Raw genomic sequence first — 19,570 nt, 5'->3', positions numbered from 1 at the left:
CTCCCGGGCGGCCGGCCCCCGGGCTGGCGGTTTTCCGACACCAAGCTTAGGCGCGGTCCGCACCGGCCCGTGGCCCCGCCGCCGGATCCCGGCTGCGCGCAGCCCCTGGCCGCACCGCGCCCCCGACGGCGAGCCGTCCCCCTGCCGCCGCCCCACGGCGCGGCGCCGACGGGGCCGTGTCCCAGCGCCGCGAGCCGAAGCCCCCGCGGCGACCTGTGCCGCCGCGCGAGGCTGGGCCCCCCTGCGACCTGTGCCGCCGCGCGGGCCGGAGTCCCCGCGGCACCCCTTGCCGCTGCGCTGGGCTGGGTCCCCTACCCGCCCTTCGCCCGTTCCCCGGGTGCTGCCCGGACCCGCGCCTCAAACGCCGGCGGGGCTGGAGGGGTCCCGGGCCGCACCCGGACCCCCTGGGGCTCCGCCCCAGACCCCGGTCCTCAAACGCCGGACGGCTGAAATGGCGCTCCGCGCCATCCAGCCCCGGCCCTGCACATTCCAGCCTTTCCGGCGTCTGCCGAATCCAGCCCCTCCGTCGTCTGCAGAATCCGGCCCTTCCGGCGTCTGCCACATCCAGCCCCTCCGGCGTTTGAGGAGCGGGGGTCCGGGGGCTGGCCCCCGGGAACGGCGCCGCACGAGGCAAGGGGTCCGGGCGGAGCCCGGGGAACGGTGGAAGGGCGGGTAGGGGACTCCGCCCTGCGCAGCGGCACAAGCGGCCCCGCCGCCGATCCGGCCCCCCCGCAAGGGCCCAGGGCCCCGCGCAGGGCGTACAGGCGGCCCCGCGCAGGCACAGCGCAGGGTGGGCCCGCCCGCCCCCTCCAAGCCCCGCGCAGCGGCCCGCATGCGGAAGGGCCCCCGCCCGCCTAGTGGCGGTCGGGGGCCCTTGCGGGTACGGCGGGAGGCTACGGGGCCTGGGTGGCCCTCGCCTCGCGACGGTTGTGGCGGAACGTGTTCGCGCGACGGGTCGTCGCGAACAGCGGGATGGTCGCCGCCAGAGCGATCTGCAGCGCGCAGCCGGTCTGGAGCAGCGCCCCGCCGCCCGGCGCGTCGAACGCCCACGCGGCCAGCAGCCCCATCGCAGCGACGATCCAGCTGAGCATCGCCACCGCGAGGACACCCCGCGGCTTGGGGTACTCGACCCGGCTCACCATCAGCCAGGCCACGCCGACGATCGCCAGCAGGGTCGGGATGAACGGCAGCTCCAGCAGCACGATCGAGACGACCGTGAGCGCACCGAAGGGGCTCGGCATGCCCTGGAACATGCCGTCCTTCATGACCACGCAGCTGAATCTCGCGAGGCGCAGGACGACCGCCAGCAGGACCACGATCGCCGCCAGCGCCGACATCTTCTGCACCGCGTCGTCGGCGACCATGCCCCAGACGAGGACGAAGTACGCGGGCGCCAGCCCGAAGCTGATCAGGTCGGACAGGTTGTCCAGCTCGGCGCCCATCGGCGAGCTGCGCAGCTTGCGGGCCACGATGCCGTCGAAGAGGTCGAAGACCGCGGCGAGCAGCATCAGTATCACTGCCGTCGCGGCGCTGCTGCGGGCCATGCCCGACCCGCCGCTGCCGGTGAGGTGCGGGATGAGGATCCCGGTGGTGGTGAAGTACACCGCCATGAATCCGCAGGTCGCGTTGCCGAGGGTGAGGGTGTCCGCTATCGACAGCCGCAGTGAGAGCGGCATGTCGTCGTCGGCCGACTCCTCCTCGGAGGCCTCGGGCACCCAGCCCGCGGCAGGAGTCTCAGGGTCAGTCACGGTCAATTCGGGTCACCCCCGCGGTGGTGGCCTGTCCGACCTCGACCGCGACCTCGACGCCCTCGGGGAGGTAGATGTCGACGCGGGAGCCGAAGCGGATCAGACCGATGCGTTCGCCCTGCTCCACCTTGGTGCCGGCCGGCAGGTACGGGACGATGCGACGGGCGACGGCGCCGGCGATCTGCACCATCTCGATGTCGCCGAGCTCGGTGTCGAAGTGCCAGACGACGCGCTCGTTGTTCTCGCTCTCCTTGTTGAACGCCGGAACGAATCCACCGGGGACGTGCTCCACGGACGTCACCGTGCCCGCGAGGGGCGCGCGGTTGACGTGGACGTTCAGGGGGCTCATGAAGATCGCGACGCGGGTGCGTCCGTCCTTCCACGGCATGATGCTCTGCACCACACCGTCGGCGGGCGAGATGACCCTGCCCTGCGTGATCTCACGCTCGGGGTCGCGGAAGAACCACAGCATGCCCGCCGCGAGCGCGGTGGTGGGCACGGCCACTGCCGCCCAGCGTCCGGACTTGCGGGCCCGGACGAGGCTGACGGCGGCGGTGGCGACGGTCGGCAGAAGCCACGGCGATGCTCCGCGCGCGAGGCGTCCACCGAGGAGGCCGACGCGAGGTGCAGAGGTTTGGCTGTGGGGCATGGATGACCTTCGTAGCGGGTGATGCCGCGCCGCAAACGGGGGGACGGGACGGCGGCTTTACTGGAATGCTATCGGTTGCGCGCAACAACTGGGCAAGCCAGAAGCCGAGTCGATGGCCGTGAGCCAGTGACTCTTTCGCGGTAAACCGCTGGACGATTTACCCCAAAAGGGACTTTCAGCCCTGGAGCCGGTACTCCTCGAGCAGGCGTCGCCCGATGATCATTTTCTGGATCTCGGCGGTACCTTCACCGATGAGCAGCATGGGTGCCTCACGGTAGAGGCGCTCGATCTCGTACTCCTTCGAGAAGCCGTAGCCACCGTGGATACGGAACGCGTCCTCCACCACCTCCTTGCAGTACTCGGAGGCGAGGTACTTCGCCATCCCTGCTTCGAGGTCGTTTCGTTCCCCGGAGTCCTTTTTGCGTGCTGCATTGACCATCATCGCATGGGCGGCTTCGACCTTGGTAGCCATCTCGGCCAGCTTGAACTGGATCGCCTGGTGCTCGGCGATGGCCTTGCCGAAAGTGTGACGTTGCTGGGCATATGAGACACCCAGCTCGAACGCACGCTGTGCGACGCCGCAGCCACGGGCCGCCACGTTGACGCGGCCGACCTCGACCCCGTCCATCATTTGGTAAAACCCTCGGCCGGTCGCCCCGCCGAGGACCCGATTGGCCGGAATGCGCAGTCCGTCCATGATGAGCTCGGTCGTGTCGACGCCCTTGTAGCCCATCTTGTCGATCTTGCCCGGGATGGTCAGGCCGGGCCGGACCTCACCGAAGCCGGCCTCCTTCTCCACGAGGAAGGTCGTCATCGACTTGTGGGGCGCGGTGCCCTCGGGGTGTCCTTCGTCACTGCGCACCAGAACGGCCACCAGCGTGGACGTGCCGCCGTTCGTCAGCCACATCTTCTGGCCGTTCAGGACGTACTCGTCGCCGTCCTTCACCGCCTTGGAGGTGATGGCCGACACATCGGAGCCGAGCCCCGGCTCGGACATCGAGAACGCGCCGCGCACCTCGCCCAGGGCCATGCGCGGGAGGAAGTACTCCTTCTGCTCCTGCGTCCCGTGCTGCTTGAGCATGTACGCCACGATGAAGTGCGTGTTGATGATGCCCGAGACGGACATCCAGCCGCGCGCGATCTCCTCGACGCACAGCGCGTACGTGAGGAGCGACTCGCCCAGGCCGCCGTACTCCTCCGGGATCATCAGGCCGAAGAGGCCGAGTTCCTTGAGTCCGTCGACGATCTGCTGCGGGTACTCGTCCCGGTGCTCCAGCTCGGTCGCGACCGGGATGATCTCTTTGTCTACGAACTCCCGGACGGTCTTGAGGATGTCCCTCTGGTCGTCCGTCAGGCCGGCGGTCTGGGCAAGTCGGCTCATGGTTCTACTTCCCCTGTTCCTTCAGCGTGGGGCGGCCGGGCTGCTCGCCGCCGCGCTCCTTGATGTACGTCTCGGTCGGGACCATCACCTTGCGCCGGAAGACGCAGACGAGGGTGCCGTCCTGCTTGTAGCCCTTGGTCTCCACGTAGACGATGCCGCGGTCGTTCTTCGACTTCGACGGGGTCTTGTCGAGGACCGTGGTCTCGCCGTAGATGGTGTCGCCGTGGAAGGTCGGCGCCACGTGCCGCAGGGACTCGATCTCCAGGTTGGCGATGGCCTTGCCGGAGACGTCCGGGACCGACATGCCCAGCAGCAGCGAGTAGATGTAGTTGCCCACGACCACGTTCTTGCCGAAGTCGGTCGTGTTCTCCGCGTAGTTGCTGTCCATGTGGAGCGGGTGGTGGTTCATGGTCAGCAGACAGAAGAGGTGGTCGTCGTACTCGGTGACCGTCTTCCCGGGCCAGTGCTTGTAGACGTCGCCGGGGGTGAACTCTTCGTAGGTGCGGCCAAACTGCATGGTGACCCCTCCGGGGTGCTCGCCCGGGTCCTGCGGACCCGGGACGGGGGATGGGTGCGCCCGACGCTGCGGGATCGCCTCAGGCGCTCGGGGCCTCGAACTTCGACGTCCGGCGCATGCCCGCCGCGCGGCCCTTGCCCGAGATGACCAGCGCCATCTTGCGGCTGGCCTCGTCGATCATCTCGTCGCCGAGCATCGCCGAGCCCTTCTTGCCGCCGGCCTCGGAGGTGCACCAGTCGTACGCGTCGAGGATCAGCTCGGCGTGGTCGTAGTCCTCCTGGGAGGGGGAGAAGACCTCGTTGGCCGCGTCGACCTGGCCGGGGTGCAGCACCCACTTGCCGTCGAAGCCCAGGGCCGCCGCGCGCCCGGCGACCTCGCGGTAGCCGTCCACGTTCTTGATCTGGAGGAAGGGGCCGTCGATCGCCTGGAGGTCGTGCATGCGGGCCGCCATCAGGATCCGCATCAGGATGTAGTGGTAGGCGTCCGCGCCGTAGCCGGGCGGCTGCATGCCCACGACCAGGGACTTCATGTTGATGGAGGCCATGAAGTCGGCCGGCCCGAAGATGATGGTCTCCAGCCGCGGCGAGGCGGCGGCGATCTCGTCGACGTTCACCAGGCCCTTGGCGTTCTCGATCTGTGCCTCGATGCCGATCTTGCCGACCTCGAAGCCCATCGTCTTCTCGATCTGCGTCAGGAGGAGGTCGAGCGCCACGACCTGCTGGGCGTCCTGGACCTTCGGCAGCATGATGCAGTCGAGGTTCTGGCCGGCGCCCTCGACGACCGTGATCACGTCGCGGTACGTCCAGTGCGTGGTCCAGTCGTTGACGCGCACCACGCGGGTCTTGCCGGTCCAGTCACCCTGGTTCAGCGCCTCCACGATCGTGTGGCGGGCGCCCTCCTTGGCGAGCGGGGCGCAGGCGTCCTCCAGGTCGAGGAAGACCTGGTCGGCCGGCAGGCCCTGGGCCTTCTCCAGGAACCGGGGGTTGGAACCCGGCACCGCGAGGCAGGAGCGGCGCGGCCGCAGCCGGTTGACCGGGGAAGAGGGCGTGGTCATGCGGGGACCTCCGTGCTTGCAAGGGTGTCAGTGTCGAGAATCTCGTCGGCGTCGCCGAGCGGGTGGAGCTTGTTGGCCTTGCGGATCTCGTCGACGATACGGCCGATGATCTCCGTGATGCCGAAGTCCTTCGGGGTGAAGACCGCCGCCACCCCGGCCTCCTTCAGCGCCACGGCGTCGGCATTCGGAATGATGCCTCCGAGGACGACGGGGATGTCACCCGCCCCCGCCGCGCGCAGCCGTTCCAGTACGTCGGGAACCAGCGCGCTGTGCGAGCCGGACAGGATGGACAGTCCCACGCAGTGCACGTCCTCGGCCAGGGCCGCCGAGGAGATCTCCTCGGGGGTGAGCCGGATGCCCTGGTAGACCACCTCGAAGCCGGCGTCGCGGGCCCGTACGGCGATCTGCTCGGCGCCGTTGGAGTGCCCGTCCAGGCCGGGCTTGCCGACCAGCAGGCGCAGCCGGCCGGAGCCGAGGTCCTCGGCCGTACGGGAGACCTTCGCGCGGACGAGGGCCATGGGGGTCCCCTCCTCGGCGGTCACGGCCACCGGGGCCGAGGAGACCCCGGTCGGTGCCCGGAACTCGCCGAAAACCTCGCGCAGCGCGCCCGCCCACTCGCCGGTGGTGACACCGGCGCGGGCGCACTCCAGGGTGGCCTCCATCAGGTTCTCGTCCCCGGCGGCGGCCTCCTTGAGCCGGTCCAGGGCCTGCATGACCGTGGGGAAGACGAACGGGTCGCCGCCGCCCTGCCGGTCCGAGGACTCCTGGCGCTCGGCCTTCCAGCGGCCGATGCGCTCGACGGTCTGCGCCTCCAGGGCCCCGTCCACTGTCATGATGGCGCCGTCGAGGTCCGCGGTGAGCGGGTTCTCCTCGGTCTGCTGGAAGCAGTTGACGCCGACGATCTTGTCCTGGCCGTCCTCGATCCGGGCCCGCCGCGCGGCGTGCGAGGAGACCAGCTCGCCCTTGAGGTACCCGGACTCGACGGCCGCCATCGCGCCGCCCATCTCCTGGATCCGGTCGATCTCGGCCAGGCACTCGGCCACCAGGGACTCGACCTTGGCCTCGATCACGTGCGAGCCGGCGAAGATGTCCTCGTACTCCAGCAGGTCGCTCTCGTGGGCCAGGACCTGCTGGATGCGCAGCGACCACTGCTGGTCCCAGGGCCGGGGCAGGCCCAGCGCCTCGTTCCAGGCGGGCAGCTGCACGGCGCGGGCGCGGGCGTCCTTGGAGAGGGTCACCGCGAGCATCTCCAGCACGATCCGCTGGACGTTGTTCTCCGGCTGCGCCTCGGTCAGGCCCAGGGAGTTGACCTGGACCCCGTACCGGAAGCGGCGCTGCTTGTCGTTCTCGATGCCGTAGCGCTCGCGGGTGACCTGGTCCCAGATGCGGCCGAAGGCGCGCATCTTGCACATCTCCTCGATGAAGCGGACGCCCGCGTTCACGAAGAAGGAGATCCGGGCGACGACCTCGCCGAACCGCTCCGGCGGGACCTGGCCCGAGTCGCGCACCGAGTCCAGGACCGCGATGGCCGTGGACATCGCGTACGAGATCTCCTGGACCGGCGTGGCCCCGGCCTCCTGCAGGTGGTAGCTGCAGATGTTGATCGGGTTCCACTTCGGGATGTGGTTGACCGTGTACGCGATCATGTCCGTCGTCAGGCGGAGGGACGGTCCCGGCGGGAAGACGTGCGTCCCGCGCGAGAGGTACTCCTTGACGATGTCGTTCTGGGTGGTGCCCTGGAGCTGGGCGATGTCCGCGCCCTGCTCCTCGGCGGCCACCTGGTAGAGCGCCAGCAGCCACATGGCGGTGGCGTTGATCGTCATCGAGGTGTTCATCTGCTCCAGGGGGATGTCCTGGAACAGCCGCCGCATGTCGCCCAGATGGGAGACCGGGACCCCGACCCGGCCGACCTCGCCGCGGGCGAGGATGTGGTCGGGGTCGTAACCGGTCTGCGTCGGCAGGTCGAACGCGACCGACAGGCCGGTCTGGCCCTTGGCGAGGTTGCGGCGGTACAGCTCGTTGGACGCCTCGGCCGTGGAGTGGCCGGCGTACGTCCGCATGAGCCACGGACGGTCCTTCTGGCGCTCTGTCATCTCAGGCTGTCCCTTTGGCCTTTGAGGGTTCTCAGATGTTGCGGAAGCGGTTGATCGCGTCGAGGTGCGTCGCCCGCATCTCGTGGTCCCGGACGCCGAGGCCCTCCTCGGGGGACAGGCAGAGCACGCCGACCTTGCCCTGGTGGAGGTTGCGGTGGACGTCGTAGGCCGCCTGGCCGGTCTCCTCCAGGGAGTAGACCCGCGACAGGGTGGGGTGGATCTTGCCCTTCGAGATCAGGCGGTTGGCCTCCCAGGCCTCGCGGTAGTTCGCGAAGTGCGAGCCGATGATCTTCTTCAGGGACATCCACAGGTAGCGGTTGTCGTACTCGTGCATGTAGCCCGAGGTCGAGGCGCAGGTGGTGATGGTGCCGCCCTTGCGCGTGACGTAGACGCTCGCGCCGAAGGTCTCGCGGCCCGGGTGCTCGAAGACGATGTCGATGTCCTCGCCGCCGGTGAGCTCGCGGATGCGCTTGCCGAAGCGCTTCCACTCCTTCGGGTCCTGGGTGTGCTCGTCCTTCCAGAACTTGTAGCCCTCGGCGTTGCGGTCGATGACCGCCGTCGCGCCCATGGCCCGGCAGATGTCGGCCTTCTCCGGGGAGGAGACCACGCAGATCGGGTTGGCGCCGCCGGCCAGCGCGAACTGGGTGGCGTACGAGCCGAGTCCGCCGCTGGCGCCCCAGATCAGGACGTTGTCGCCCTGCTTCATGCCGGCGCCGTTGCGGGAGACCAGCTGGCGGTACGCGGTGGAGTTGACCAGACCGGGGGAGGCGGCCTCCTCCCAGCTGAGGTGGTCGGGCTTGGGCATCAGCTGGTTCGACTTGACCAGTGCGATCTCCGCCAGGCCGCCGAAGTTGGTCTCGAAGCCCCAGATGCGCTGCTCGGGGTCGAGCATCGTGTCGTTGTGGCCGTCCGAGGACTCCAGCTCGACCGACAGGCAGTGTGCGACGACCTCGTCGCCCGGCTTCCAGGCGTTGACGCCGGGGCCGGTGCGCAGGACGACGCCCGCGAGGTCGGAGCCGATGATGTGGTACGGCAGGTCGTGGCGCTTGGTGAGCTCCGAGAGGCGCCCGTAGCGCTCCAGGAAGCTGAAGGTGGAGACCGGCTCGAAGATCGAGGTCCACACCGAGTTGTAGTTGACCGAGGACGCCATGACGGCGACCAGGGCCTCACCCGGTCCCAGCTCGGGGAGCGGGACCTCGTCGAGGTGCAGGGACTTGCGGGGGTCCTTCTCGCGGGTGGTGAGCCCGGCGAACATCTCCGCCTCGTCCTTGTGCACGGTGATCGCGCGGTACGAGTCGGGGAGCGGCAGGGCAGCGAAGTCGGCGGCCGTCGCGGCCTGCGACTGGATCGCGTCCAGGATGTCCTTCACGGTGTTGCCTCCGGCCGTGCGCTGATGAGGGTGCGCTGAGGGAAACGGGGTGCGTTGAGCTGCTGAGCGGCGAAGCGATGAATGAGGGGCGCCGTCGATTCGGCTGGGGTGGAGCTGCGCGTTGCCTGTGGTGGGGCGGTGCGGGAGGCCTGGTGACGCAGGCATCCGGGGCGCGTTCCGTGCCGAGTGGGCCGGCCCGCGGGGACATCCGGACGAGATTCAACGTATGGCACCCCGTGTCACTCAGCAAGGCACCGGGTGCCAAAACTTTCTCTCATTTGCCGATTGACCTGCACGGATGAGCGATGATCGATCAGAGTTACCCGCGAGTAGGGGCAACTCGGACAAACGAAAGCGGCCGCCCCCGGAACGGGAGCGGCCGCTGTGACATGTGTCGCCCGGACGGGTCCAGGCGTGTCGCCCTACTTGTTTCTGAGCGCCTCTTCGATGGTCCGCATGACCTCGTCCAGCGGGGCGTCCGTACGGGCCACCGCCACCAGAACCTCGCCCTGCGTACGCACGGTCGCCGGCGCGGCGGCGGGTTCCGGCGCCGACGCCGACGCCGACGCCGACGCCGGCGACGCGCTGAGCGTGCGCCCCGCGCCGATCCCCGAACCGAAGGTCTTGCGCACGATCGAGAAGGCGTGGTCGAGCTGCGCCTCCACGTCGCCCTGCCCGCCCGCCCGCAGCCAGCGCCGCAGCACGTGGTTGTGGGCCGTGACCACCGCCGAGGCGGCGACCTCCGCCAGGAGCGGGTCGTCGTTGCCGTCGTGGTGGTCGGTCTCGTCGAAATGGGCCAGCAGGTAGCGGGTGAACAGCCGCTCGTAGCGGGCGACCGAGGCGATCTCCCGCTCCCGCAGCGCCGGAACCTCGCGGGTGAGCCGGTAGCGCTCCACCGACACCGCCGGCGAGGCGGCGTACATCTTCATGACTTCCTTGATCCCCCGGCACACCGTGTCGAGCGGGTGCTCGTGGGCCGGGGCCACGTCGAGGACGGCCTCGGCGCGGGTCAGGGTGTCGTCGTGGTCCGGGAAGATCGCCTCTTCCTTGGACCGGAAGTGCCGGAAGAAGGTCCGGCGCGCGACCCCGGCCACCGAGGCGATCTCGTCGACCGTCGTGGCCTCGTACCCCTTGTTCGCGAAGAGCTCCATGGCGGCCGCCGCGAGCTCGCGGCGCATCTTGAGCCGCTGCGCGGCCGCCTTGGTACCGGCCGGGGTCTCCGGGGCGTCGGAGACCGCGGAGGCGCGGGGTGAGGTCTTGGCGGGCTGGGACATAGAGCGAAAGTACTTCATTCCCGCGGGAGAGCGCTCCCGAGGGGGGTGGGACGGGGAGGGATGCGGGGGAGGGCCGGCACTGGGCACACAGTGCTCCTCGGGAGGGTTCGTCCGCCGTGAGGGTCCGGCGGACCCGAGCAGCCCTCCCCACGCATCCTGTCTTTGGGGCTCCTGGGGCTCCTGCGCCTGCCGCCGGTTACCGGCGGGGGGCGTACTCACGGAATCCGCGGCCGGTCTTCCGGCCCAGGCAGCCCGCCGCGACCAGGTGCTCCAGCAGCGGGGACGGGGCCAGGCCCGGGTCGCGGAACTCCTTGTGCAGGACCTTCTCGATGGCCAGCGACACGTCCAGGCCGACCACGTCGAGGAGCTCGAAGGGCCCCATCGGGTAGCCGCCGCCCAGCTTCATCGCCGCGTCGATGTCGTCGATGCCGGCGTAGTGCTGCTCGACCATCTTGATCGCGTTGTTGAGGTACGGGAACAGCAGCGCGTTCACGATGAAGCCGGCCCGGTCCCCGCAGTCCACCGCGTGCTTGCGCACCTGACCGCAGATCCCGCGGACCGTGGCGTGCACGTCGTCGGCGGTCAGGACGGTCCGGACCACCTCGACCAGCTTCATCGCCGGGGCCGGGTTGAAGAAGTGCATGCCGATCACGTCCTCGGGACGCGAGGTCGCACGGGCGATCGCGATCACCGGGAGCGAGGAGGTGGTCGTGGCGAGCACCGCACCGGGCTTGCAGGCCTTGTCCAGCGCCCGGAACAGCTCCTGCTTCACCTCCAGGTCCTCGGCGACGGCCTCCACGGCCAGGTCCACGTCAGAGAAGGCGTCCAGCGAACCCGCCGCCGTGATCCGGCCCACGGTGGCGGCGGCGGCCTCGGCCGTCAGCCGGCCCCGGTCCACCGCGCGGGCCAGGGACTTCCCGATCGCGGCCTTCGCCGCGTCCGCCTTCTCCTGGCTGCGGGCCGCCAGCACCACGGGGAAGCCGGCCTGCGCGAAGACCTGCGCGATCCCGCTCGCCATCGTGCCCGAACCGGCCACGCCGACCGAGTTCACCGGACGGCTCGCCCGGACCAGTTCCCCGTCCGGCGGGGTCTGCAGGTCACGGACGACGACCTGGCTGCCCGGGGCCTCGTAGGTGTAGAAGCCGCGCCCGGACTTCTGCCCGGTCAGGCCCGCCTCGGAGAGGTGGCCGAGGATCGGGGCGGGGGCGTGCAGCCGGTCGCCCGAGGAGGTGTACATGGCCTCCAGGACGGTGCGGGCGGTGTCCACGCCGATCAGGTCGAGCAGCGCGAGCGGGCCCATCGGCAGGCCGCAGCCCAGCTTCATCGCCGCGTCGATGTCCTCGCGGGAGGCGTACCGCGACTCGTACATGGCGGCGGCCTGGTTGAGGTAGCCGAAGAGCAGGCCGTCGGCGACGAAGCCGGGGCGGTCGCCGACCGCGACGGGCTCCTTGCCGAGCTCGCGGGCCAGTGTGGTGACCGCCTCGACGGCCGGCGGGGCCGTCAGCACGCTGGAGACGACCTCGACCAGCTTCATCGCGGTGACCGGGTTGAAGAAGTGCAGGCCGACCACGCGCTCCGGGCGCTGCGACTCGGCGGCCATCCGCGTCACCGACAGGGCGTTGGTGCCGGTGGCGAGGATCGCGGTGGGCCGGACGATCGCGTCGAGCTCGCGGAAGATCCGCTGCTTGAGCTCGTAGGACTCGGGGACCACCTCGATGACGAGGTCGGCGTCGGCGGCGGCGCCCAGCTCGGAGAAGGTGCGGAAGCGGGCGAGCACCGCGTCGCGCTCCTGCTCGGTGAGCTGCTCCTTGGCGACGGAGCGGGCGGTGGCCGCCGCGAGGGCCGCGGTGGCCCGGCGGGCGGCGGCCTCGCTGATGTCGATGCCGATGACCTCGCGGCCGGCCCGGGCGAGGACCTCGGCGATGCCGGAGCCCATCGTGCCGAGGCCGACGACCGCGATGGTCTGCAGGGCGGGGCGGGAGGGGGACGACTGACTGGACGTGGACGGAAGGTCCATCGCGGGACTCCAGTGGAAGAGGGTGACGACTGAGGGGCGCGCGGAGTGCACGGCGCGCGCGGATGCCGTACGGAGAAGCCGTGCGGAGAGGCCCGGGGGGCGTCCCGGGGATTCCGGGTACTCCCGGAGGGAAGCGACTCGGAGGGAAGCGGCCCTGAGGGCGGAAACGGCGGAGGCCCTGTCCCGGGGTCACGCCGTGAGGTGGTGGTCGTGCAGAACCGACTGGTACGAGGTGGCTGCGTCACCAGGCCGCCCTCGTACGTGTTGTAGGGACAGTAACCCGTTGGTAACTGGTCCGCCAGAGCGCGGAGATGTGACCTGTACCGCCCAAATGTACCGATCATCGATCATCGATCAACCGGCTGTTCGAAGGCCCGGCCCGAACGGCGGGAGACCCCCTAAGGTGGCCGGGTGAACGACGTGTTGGAGCGCCTGCGGGCGGAAGCCGCGCAGGCACCGGAGTACGAGGCGGAGTACGCGGCCCTGCTCGCGGCGGACGGCGACGCCCTCGCGGCTTCCCTCACCTCCGCCGGGCTGCCGCTGTGGGCCCGCGAGCTGGCCGCGTACCGGCTGGGGCTGGCCGGCGACCGGCGCGCCTTCGAGTCCCTGGTCCTGCTGCTCAACCACCGGGACCCGCCGCGCTGCGAGGCCGCCGCGCAGGCGCTGGCCGTCCTCGGGGACCCGCGCACCGCCCGCGCGGCGGCGGCGCTGGCCACCAACGAACTGCGCACGGCCTACGCCCTGCACCCGGTCCGGCTGCTGGCGGCGCTGCGCGCCCCGGAGTCCGCCCCGGCCCTGATCCGCACGCTGTCGCGGCTGCTCGCGCCGCACGACCCGTACTGGCGGGTGGCCCTGGCCTGTGTGGAGGGGCTGGGCGCGCTGGCGGACGAGCGGGCCCGGGAGGTCCTGACCCGGGCCCAGTCGCACCCCCGGCTGGCCGTGGCGGCGACGGCGGCCCTGCGGGGGCTGGGCGCCTAAGGCGTCAGCTCGCGAAGCCGGTCTTGAAGCCGGTTCCGAACCCGGCCGCGGAGCCGGTCCGGAATCCGGTCCCGGTCTCGGAGGGCGACTCGGTCGCGGCCGGCTCCGGGACGACCGCGAACGCTTCGATCTCCAGCAGCAGTTCGGGCCGGAACAGAGCCGCCACCTGGACCGCCGAGGAGGCCGGGAGGCGGTCCGGGGCGATCACCTCGTCGCGGGCCTCCCGTACCGCCGGGAGGTGGGCGATGTCCGTGACGAAGTACGTCAGCTTCACCACGTCCTCGAAGCCGGCCCCGGCCGCGGCCAGGCACAGCCGCAGGTTCTCGAACACCTGCCGGGCCTGGGCGGCGGGGTCGCCCTCGCCGACCAGCTCGCCCTTCTCGTCGAAGGCGCACTGTCCGGAGACGGCGACGAACCGGCCCGTGCCCCAGACGACGTGGTGGTAGCCGGTGCCCGGGGCCACGCCCTCGGGCGCGGCGACACGGGTGAGGTGGTTGTCCTGTGAGGTGTTCATGGGCCCGATCTTGCCCGCTGTGCGGCTCGGATGGGCCTAGCCCCGGAAGCCCAGCAGGCCGTGAAGTGCCGCTCCGCCCGCCGAGGGCGGGACCGCGCGGGTCGCCGGGATCGGGGTGGGCGCCGCCTGGGCGGGGCAGACGGCGTCCGCGGCCTTGCCCGTCAGCAGGTACGAAGCCAGCTTCTCGTCGAGGCACTTGTTGCCGCTGAGGGCGATGCCGTGGTTGCCGCCGCCCTCCTCGACCACCAGCGCCGAGCCCGCGAGCTTGCGCCGCATGCTCACCGCGCCCTCGTACGGGGTCGCCGCGTCCTCGGTCGCCTGGAAGAGGAGCGCCTGCGGGAGCGCCGAGTTGGTGACGTCCGGTGCCTCGAGCGGCTCGGTCGGCCAGAACGCGCAGGGGGCGTTGTACCAGGCGTTGTTCCAGGTCATGAAGGGGGCCTTGGCGTGCGTGCGCCACATGTCGGCCCGCCACTGGTTCCAGTCCTTCGGCCACGCCGAGTCCCGGCACTGCACGGCCGTGTACACGCTGTAGCTGTTGCCGGCCGAGGGCTCCACCGCGCCGAACTTCTCGTACGCGGCGACCAGCGGCTTCGGGTCGCCCTCCACCGCGTACGCGGCGAAGGCCGTCGCGAGGTGGGGCCAGTAGCCGTTGAAGTAGCCGCCCGGCATGAAGGTGTCCTCCAGCTCCGCCGGGCCCACCTTGGCGCCCGCCGGGGCCGTGCGCAGCGCGGTCCGCATCTCGTACCAGCGGGCCTCGACCTCGGCCGGGTCGGTGCCGAGGTGGTAGGTGGAGTCGTACCGGGCCACCCAGGCCAGGAAGGCCTTGTGGCGGGAGTCGAAGGCCTGGTCCTGGGCGAGGTTGTCCTCGTACCAGACCCCGGCCGGGTCGACGACGGAGTCCAGGACCAGGCGGTGCACGCGGTCGGGGTGGAGCTTGGCGTACACCGCGCCCAGGTAGGTGCCGTAGGAGTAGCCGAAGTAGCTGAGCTTGTCCGCGCGCAGGGCGGTACGGAGCACTTCGAGGTCGCGGGCCGCCGAGACGGTGCCGATGTACGGGAGGACGTCGGCGTGCTTGGTCTGGCAGGACTCGGCGAAGGACTTCACCCGCTCCAGGTTGGCCCGCTCGGTCTCCTCGTCCAGCGGAACGGAGTCGGGCCGTACGGGGGTGAAGTGGCCGGCGCCGCAGTCCAGGGCCGGCTCGCTCTTGCCGACGCCGCGGGGGTCGAAGCCGATCACGTCGTACTGGGCCGCGACGTCCTTGGGCAGTGCGGAGGCGATGAAACCGGCCAGGGTGCGGCCGCTGCCGCCGGGCCCGCCGGGGTTGACCAGCAGCGGGCCCTGGGAGCGGGCGGCCGTGTGGGGGACCCGGGTCAGGGCCAGGGAGATCTGCCGGCCCGCCGGGTTCTCGTGGTCGAGGGGGACCTTGAGGGAGGCGCACTGGAGCGTCGGGTAGCGGGAGGTCGCGCAGTTGAACCACTTCAGGGCCTCGGCGACCGGGGCCGCCGCGGGGGCCGCCACCGGGGCCGCGGCCGTGACCGGGCTCGCCAGGGCGGCGGCGATGGTGGACACCGCGAGCAGGACGGCGGCGCGCCGCAGGGCGGGACCGGGCTTGCTTGTCTTGGGGCGCAGCATCGGGTGCAGCATGGGGCCTCCCAGCCGAGGGTTCTGGGCGGAATCGTCCCGGAACCTGCGCCCGAAAGGGGGGATTGGGGGCCCCGATTGGCCCGATGTGATGACCCTTCAGTCGATCGTACGGTCCTACGGGCGCTCAGAGCAGGCTGAGCTGGGTCGGCCCGGGCGCGGGCGCGGCGCCTTCCGGCCGCTCCGGTACGACGATCCGCCGGGCCGGTCCGCGGCCGCCGGGGCCGATGCCGAATTCGGCGGCGCGCTCGTGGACTTGGCGGGTGATCATCCGCTGGTACCAGGTCGGCGCGTACGAGCCGCCCGCGTACATCCGCTCGTACCGCTCGACCAGGTGGGGGTGGTGCTCGCCCAGCCAGGCCGTGAACCACTCGCGGGCGCCGGGGCGCAGATGGAGTACCAGGGGTGTCACGGAGGTCGCGCCCGACTCTGCGACGGCCCGGACGGTGGCCCTCAGCTGCTCCGGGGAGTCCCCGAGGAAGGGGATCACGGGGGCCATCAGCACCCCGCACTCGATGCCCGCGTCGGTGAGGGTGCGGACGGCCTGCAGCCGGGCGGCGGGGGAGGGGGTGCCGGGCTCGACCGTGCGCCACAGGGCGGTGTCGGTGAAGCCGACGGAGACGGAGATCCCGACGTCGGCGACGGCGGCGGCCTGCTGGATGAGGGGGAGGTCGCGCAGGATCAGCGTGCCCTTGGTGAGGATGGAGAAGGGGTTGGCCCGCTCGCGCAGCGCCTCGATGATCCCGGGCATGAGGCGGTAGCGGCCCTCGGCGCGCTGGTAGCAGTCCACGTTGGTGCCCATCGCGATGTGCGCGCCGCTCCAGCCGGGCGAGGCGAGCTCGCGGCGCAGCAGTTCGGGGGCGTTGGTCTTGACGACGATCTGGGAGTCGAAGCCGATCCCGGTGTCGAGGTCGAGATAACTGTGGGTCTTGCGCGCGAAGCAGTACACGCAGGCGTGACTGCAACCCCGGTACGGGTTCACGGTCCACTCGAACGGCATCCGGGAGGCGCCGGGGACCCGGTTGACGATCGAGCGGGCGCGGACCTCGTGGAAGGTGATCCCGCGGAACTCGGGGGTGTCGAAGGTGCGGGTCACGACGGAGTCGGCGCCGAAGAGCGCGGCCGGGCCCGTGGGGCCCGCGGTCAGGTTGTCCCAGCGCATGGTGCGCCTCCCTCGGTAGCTCGACTCCGAGAATAGAACAAACGTTCCCATGATCGTGCGGGGTGGCCGAGTGGCTTCGACCTGGACCGGGACGACCAGGTCGAAGAAGGAAAACCCGTTGGCCGTCGGTGTTCCCTGCTGGAACGATCCCGGGATGACCGGCCACCGTGACGCCGTCCTCCGCCTGTGGGGTCGCCAGCTCCACGAGCGCCAGTGCGAGCCACTCGCCTGGGCGGAGGCGGTCCTGGAGGCCACCGGTCGCCCGCCGACCGCCGTCACCGCGGCGATGTCCGGCCGACTCGATGCCCTCGCCGATTCCCCATCGGACCGCGCAGAGCCGCTGTTCCGTACGGTCGCCAAGCTGGCCGCGAACCTGCGGGGCGACGGCCACTACGACGCGGACGTCGGCACCCGAATCGGCCCACTGGCCCTGCGCTTGGGCGAGCTCCAACCACCGCTCGCCGACCCGCTCGGGGACGCACTCGGCCACCCGCCGGACGGGCCGACATCCCTCGTCACCGTCCATGCCGCCGATTCGAGCGGGAACCGTACGTACCCGAAGGCCGGTCATCTCGCCTCGGCGATCGCGGCCTTCGGCGCGCCGGTGGTGGATGACCTGATCGTCCTCACCACCGATCCCGACCCGGACCTCCGAGCACTGGCCTGCCGCGCCCTCGGCTCCACCGCCGACGACCGGGCCCTGCCGGCACTGGCACACCTCGCCGCCCACGACCTCGCCAGAACCACCCTCGGCGGCCTCGTGGCAACCGCCGCCAAGCAGGGACTGCGATGCCGCCACCAGCTGCGTGGCCGGGAGCGCGCGGGCGACTGCCTGAGCGGGGTACCGGCCGTCCTGGAAAAGGTGCGCAGCGAGGGCAGCCGCAACCGGAGGGTCTACCTGGAGGTCCGGCGGGAGGACGGCGGCCGGCAGGAGATCCAGGTGTCCGGCTCCACCAGCTCCTCCTTCGCACCCACCGGCACCGTGCTGCGGCTGGTCGGCTGGCGGGGCGAGATCCGGCACGTCGACTACGGCACCGGAGAGGCGGCCAGGACCGTCTTCACCGAACACAACCCGCGCACCGCCCACGAGACCGCGCTCGGCTGGGCGCTGGGCCTCGGGCCGCCGTCTGCCTCCATCAGACGAGGAAGGGCACCGACAGGATCCGGGTGCGCCCGCGCACGAGGCAGCGGGACCGGACCTTCCCGGCCCTCCTGCTCGGTGACAACGGCGGCCCCGGGGGCGCCCCGCGCCACAGCCACATCGTCGTGGGCCCGGGCGTCCTCGCGTGGACCGACGACCCGAGCGGCCGTGCAGGGCGCACGCCGCTGCCGCCCGGCCTGGTGCTGGAGCGGGTCCGGCACCCGTACGCCACGGACCCCGGTCCCGCGCGCGGGGCAACAAGGGGCAGATCTTTCACGTGGCCCAGTGCCGGGACGGCGACACCGAGGTGCTCATCGCGGTCGAGCGGCGCGCCATGCCCCGGCTGGTCGGCGCGCTCACGGCGCCGGAGGCCACGTAGCGGGAGGCGCCGGCCCTCGCCGAGATCCGGGCCGAGGGGCCGCGCAGGCCGCGGCGGCCCGGGGCCGGTACGGAGCCGCGCGCTACCTGGAGGCCCTGCCCGGGGGCGCCCTCCTGGTCTTCGTGCGCTGCCGCATCCGACCCGGATTTGGGCGGTCGGGCCGGAGGTGGTTGGCTTCGCGGTGACGAGCGAACACAACTGCTGGAGGAACGCCATGGCGCAGGTCGAGGCCACCACGGAACGCATCATCGGGGCGGACGCGGAGACCGTGTTCGACGCGCTGGCCGACTACACCGGGACCCGGGGCAAGGTGCTGCCCGAGCACTTCAGCGAGTACGAGGTGCGCGAGGGCGGCGACGGCGAAGGCACCCTCGTCCACTGGAAGCTCCAGGCCACCAGCAAGCGGGTCCGCGACTGCCTGCTGGAGGTCACCGAGCCCACCGACGGGCAGCTCGTGGAGAAGGACCGCAACTCCTCCATGGTCACCACCTGGACCGTGACCCCGGCGGGCGAGGGCAAGTCCAAGGCCGTCGTCACCACCGTGTGGAACGGCGCGGGCGGCATCGGCGGCTTCTTCGAGCGCACCTTCGCGCCCAAGGGTCTGGCCCGCATCTACGACACCCTCCTCGCCAACCTGGCCGCCGAAGTCAAGGGCTGAGCAAGGCCGTTGCCGGTGAGGCCGGGGACCGGGCCTCACCGGATCGGGTGAAACCGGCCCGCCCGCGACCCGGCGCGCCCGGGGCGTGACCCCGAGGCCCAGCGGGGGCCGGAGAGCTAGGGTGGGGCCCGGAGCGCTACCGACCGCCGCCTGGGGGCCCGATGAAGATCCTCATCTCCGCCGATATGGAAGGCGCCACCGGCGTCACCTGGCCCGCCGACGTGATGCCCGGGACCCCGCAGTGGGAACGCTGCCGGACCATGTTCACCTCCGACGTGAACGCCGCCGTCCTCGGGTTCTACGACGCCGGCGCCGACCAGGTCCTCGTCAACGAGGCCCACTCCACCATGCGCAACCTGCTGCTGGAGAAGCTCGACGCCCGCGTCGAGATGCTGACCGGCCGCCACAAGTCCCTCTCCATGGTCGAGGGCGTCCAGCACGGGGACGTCGACGGCATCGCCTTCGTGGGCTACCACACCGGCGCCGGCGAGGAGGGCGTGCTCGCCCACACCTACCTCGCCAACTCCATCACCGGGGTCTGGGTCAACGGGACCCGCGCCAGCGAGGGCCTGCTCAACGCGCACGTGGTCGCCGAGTACGGGGTCCCCGTCGTCCTCGTCACCGGAGACGACCTGACCTGCGTCGACGCCGCCGGCTACGCACCGGACGCGGTGACCGTCGCCGTCAAGGACCACGTTTCGCGCTACGCCGCGGTCTGCCGCACCCCGGCCCGTACGGCCGCCGACATCCGGGCCGCCGCCAAGGAGGCCGCGGCCCTCGCCGTCCGGTACGAACCGGTGCGGGGCGGGCCGTTCGCGGTGGAGGTGGAGTTCGACGCCGAGCACCTGGCGATGGCCGCCACCGTCGTGCCCGGGGTCGAGCGGGCCGGTGAGCGTAGGGTCGGCTATACCAGCGCGACGATGTACGAGGGGATCCGGACCTTCAAGGCGGTCACCACGATCGTCTCCGCAGCGGTGGAGGAGCAGTATGGCTGA

The 19,570-nt window shown here is 71.3% G+C and carries 15 protein-coding genes and 1 pseudogene; 4 read left to right on the top strand and 12 right to left on the bottom strand.

Annotated elements, in window-relative coordinates:
- Positions 1–893: 893 nt before the first annotated feature.
- From pssA to OG435_RS40415, 9 genes are all read right to left on the bottom strand, one after another.
- Positions 894–1,715, bottom strand: coding sequence for a CDP-diacylglycerol--serine O-phosphatidyltransferase (pssA, locus tag OG435_RS40455; RefSeq protein WP_266886524.1), 822 nt, complete (start codon positions 1,713–1,715; stop codon positions 894–896).
- Positions 1,716–1,740: 25 nt separating this feature from the next.
- Complete coding sequence (locus tag OG435_RS40450) at positions 1,741–2,397, bottom strand: phosphatidylserine decarboxylase (RefSeq protein ID WP_266885018.1); 657 nt, start codon at positions 2,395–2,397, stop codon at positions 1,741–1,743.
- Between the two features lie 175 nt (positions 2,398–2,572).
- Positions 2,573–3,778: an acyl-CoA dehydrogenase family protein gene (locus OG435_RS40445; protein ID WP_266885016.1), complete on the bottom strand. Its 1,206-nt coding sequence runs from the start codon at positions 3,776–3,778 to the stop codon at positions 2,573–2,575.
- Positions 3,779–3,782: 4 nt separating this feature from the next.
- Positions 3,783–4,295 (bottom strand): MaoC family dehydratase, encoded by a 513-nt coding sequence (locus tag OG435_RS40440; protein WP_266885014.1) that lies wholly within the window; start codon positions 4,293–4,295, stop codon positions 3,783–3,785.
- Positions 4,296–4,374: 79 nt separating this feature from the next.
- Positions 4,375–5,349, bottom strand: coding sequence for an HpcH/HpaI aldolase/citrate lyase family protein (locus tag OG435_RS40435; RefSeq protein WP_266885012.1), 975 nt, complete (start codon positions 5,347–5,349; stop codon positions 4,375–4,377).
- A complete protein-coding gene (locus OG435_RS40430; RefSeq protein ID WP_266885010.1) occupies positions 5,346–7,442 on the bottom strand; it encodes a protein meaA in 2,097 nt (698 codons plus the stop codon). Before OG435_RS40430 ends, OG435_RS40435 begins: the two co-directional genes overlap by 4 nt.
- 31 nt (positions 7,443–7,473) lie before the next feature.
- Positions 7,474–8,811, bottom strand: a complete 1,338-nt coding sequence (gene ccrA, locus OG435_RS40425) for a crotonyl-CoA carboxylase/reductase (RefSeq protein WP_266885008.1) — start codon at positions 8,809–8,811, stop codon at positions 7,474–7,476.
- Positions 8,812–9,233: 422 nt separating this feature from the next.
- The gene (locus OG435_RS40420; RefSeq protein WP_266885006.1) at positions 9,234–10,085 is read right to left on the bottom strand and encodes a TetR family transcriptional regulator; all 852 of its coding nucleotides are present in this window, start codon (positions 10,083–10,085) and stop codon (positions 9,234–9,236) included.
- 196 nt (positions 10,086–10,281) lie between these two features.
- On the bottom strand, positions 10,282–12,102 hold the full coding sequence (locus OG435_RS40415; protein ID WP_266885004.1) for a 3-hydroxyacyl-CoA dehydrogenase family protein: 1,821 nt from the start codon (positions 12,100–12,102) through the stop codon (positions 10,282–10,284).
- 411 nt (positions 12,103–12,513) lie between these two features.
- Between OG435_RS40415 and OG435_RS40410 the strand changes: the two genes are divergently transcribed.
- Positions 12,514–13,080, top strand: coding sequence for a HEAT repeat domain-containing protein (locus tag OG435_RS40410; RefSeq protein WP_266885002.1), 567 nt, complete (start codon positions 12,514–12,516; stop codon positions 13,078–13,080).
- Positions 13,081–13,183: 103 nt separating this feature from the next.
- On the opposite strand, the pseudogene OG435_RS40405 reads toward OG435_RS40410, so the two are convergent.
- The 3 genes and pseudogenes from OG435_RS40405 to OG435_RS40395 all read right to left on the bottom strand — a co-directional run.
- Positions 13,184–13,594 (bottom strand): annotated as a pseudogene (locus tag OG435_RS40405) (RidA family protein); the annotation flags it as partial.
- A 36-nt stretch (positions 13,595–13,630) separates the two neighbouring features.
- The gene (locus tag OG435_RS40400) at positions 13,631–15,238 is read right to left on the bottom strand and encodes an alpha/beta hydrolase (RefSeq protein ID WP_266884997.1); all 1,608 of its coding nucleotides are present in this window, start codon (positions 15,236–15,238) and stop codon (positions 13,631–13,633) included.
- Between the two features lie 124 nt (positions 15,239–15,362).
- Positions 15,363–16,397, bottom strand: a complete 1,035-nt coding sequence (locus OG435_RS40395) for an Rv2578c family radical SAM protein (protein WP_266884995.1) — start codon at positions 16,395–16,397, stop codon at positions 15,363–15,365.
- A 154-nt stretch (positions 16,398–16,551) separates the two neighbouring features.
- Between OG435_RS40395 and OG435_RS40390 the strand changes: the two genes are divergently transcribed.
- The 3 genes from OG435_RS40390 to OG435_RS40380 all read left to right on the top strand — a co-directional run bounded on the left by OG435_RS40390 (position 16,552) and on the right by OG435_RS40380 (position 19,570).
- The gene (locus OG435_RS40390; protein WP_266884993.1) at positions 16,552–18,102 is read left to right on the top strand and encodes a HEAT repeat domain-containing protein; all 1,551 of its coding nucleotides are present in this window, start codon (positions 16,552–16,554) and stop codon (positions 18,100–18,102) included.
- Between the two features lie 29 nt (positions 18,103–18,131).
- Positions 18,132–18,575, top strand: a complete 444-nt coding sequence (locus tag OG435_RS40385; RefSeq protein WP_266884991.1) for an SRPBCC family protein — start codon at positions 18,132–18,134, stop codon at positions 18,573–18,575.
- Positions 18,576–18,736: 161 nt separating this feature from the next.
- Complete coding sequence (locus tag OG435_RS40380) at positions 18,737–19,570, top strand: M55 family metallopeptidase (protein ID WP_266884989.1); 834 nt, start codon at positions 18,737–18,739, stop codon at positions 19,568–19,570.

Origin of the sequence: Streptomyces sp. NBC_01264, assembly GCF_026340675.1 — a bacterium.
In the GTDB taxonomy this organism is placed as follows: domain Bacteria; phylum Actinomycetota; class Actinomycetes; order Streptomycetales; family Streptomycetaceae; genus Streptomyces.
This window is presented reverse-complemented; position numbering and strand designations above follow the sequence as displayed.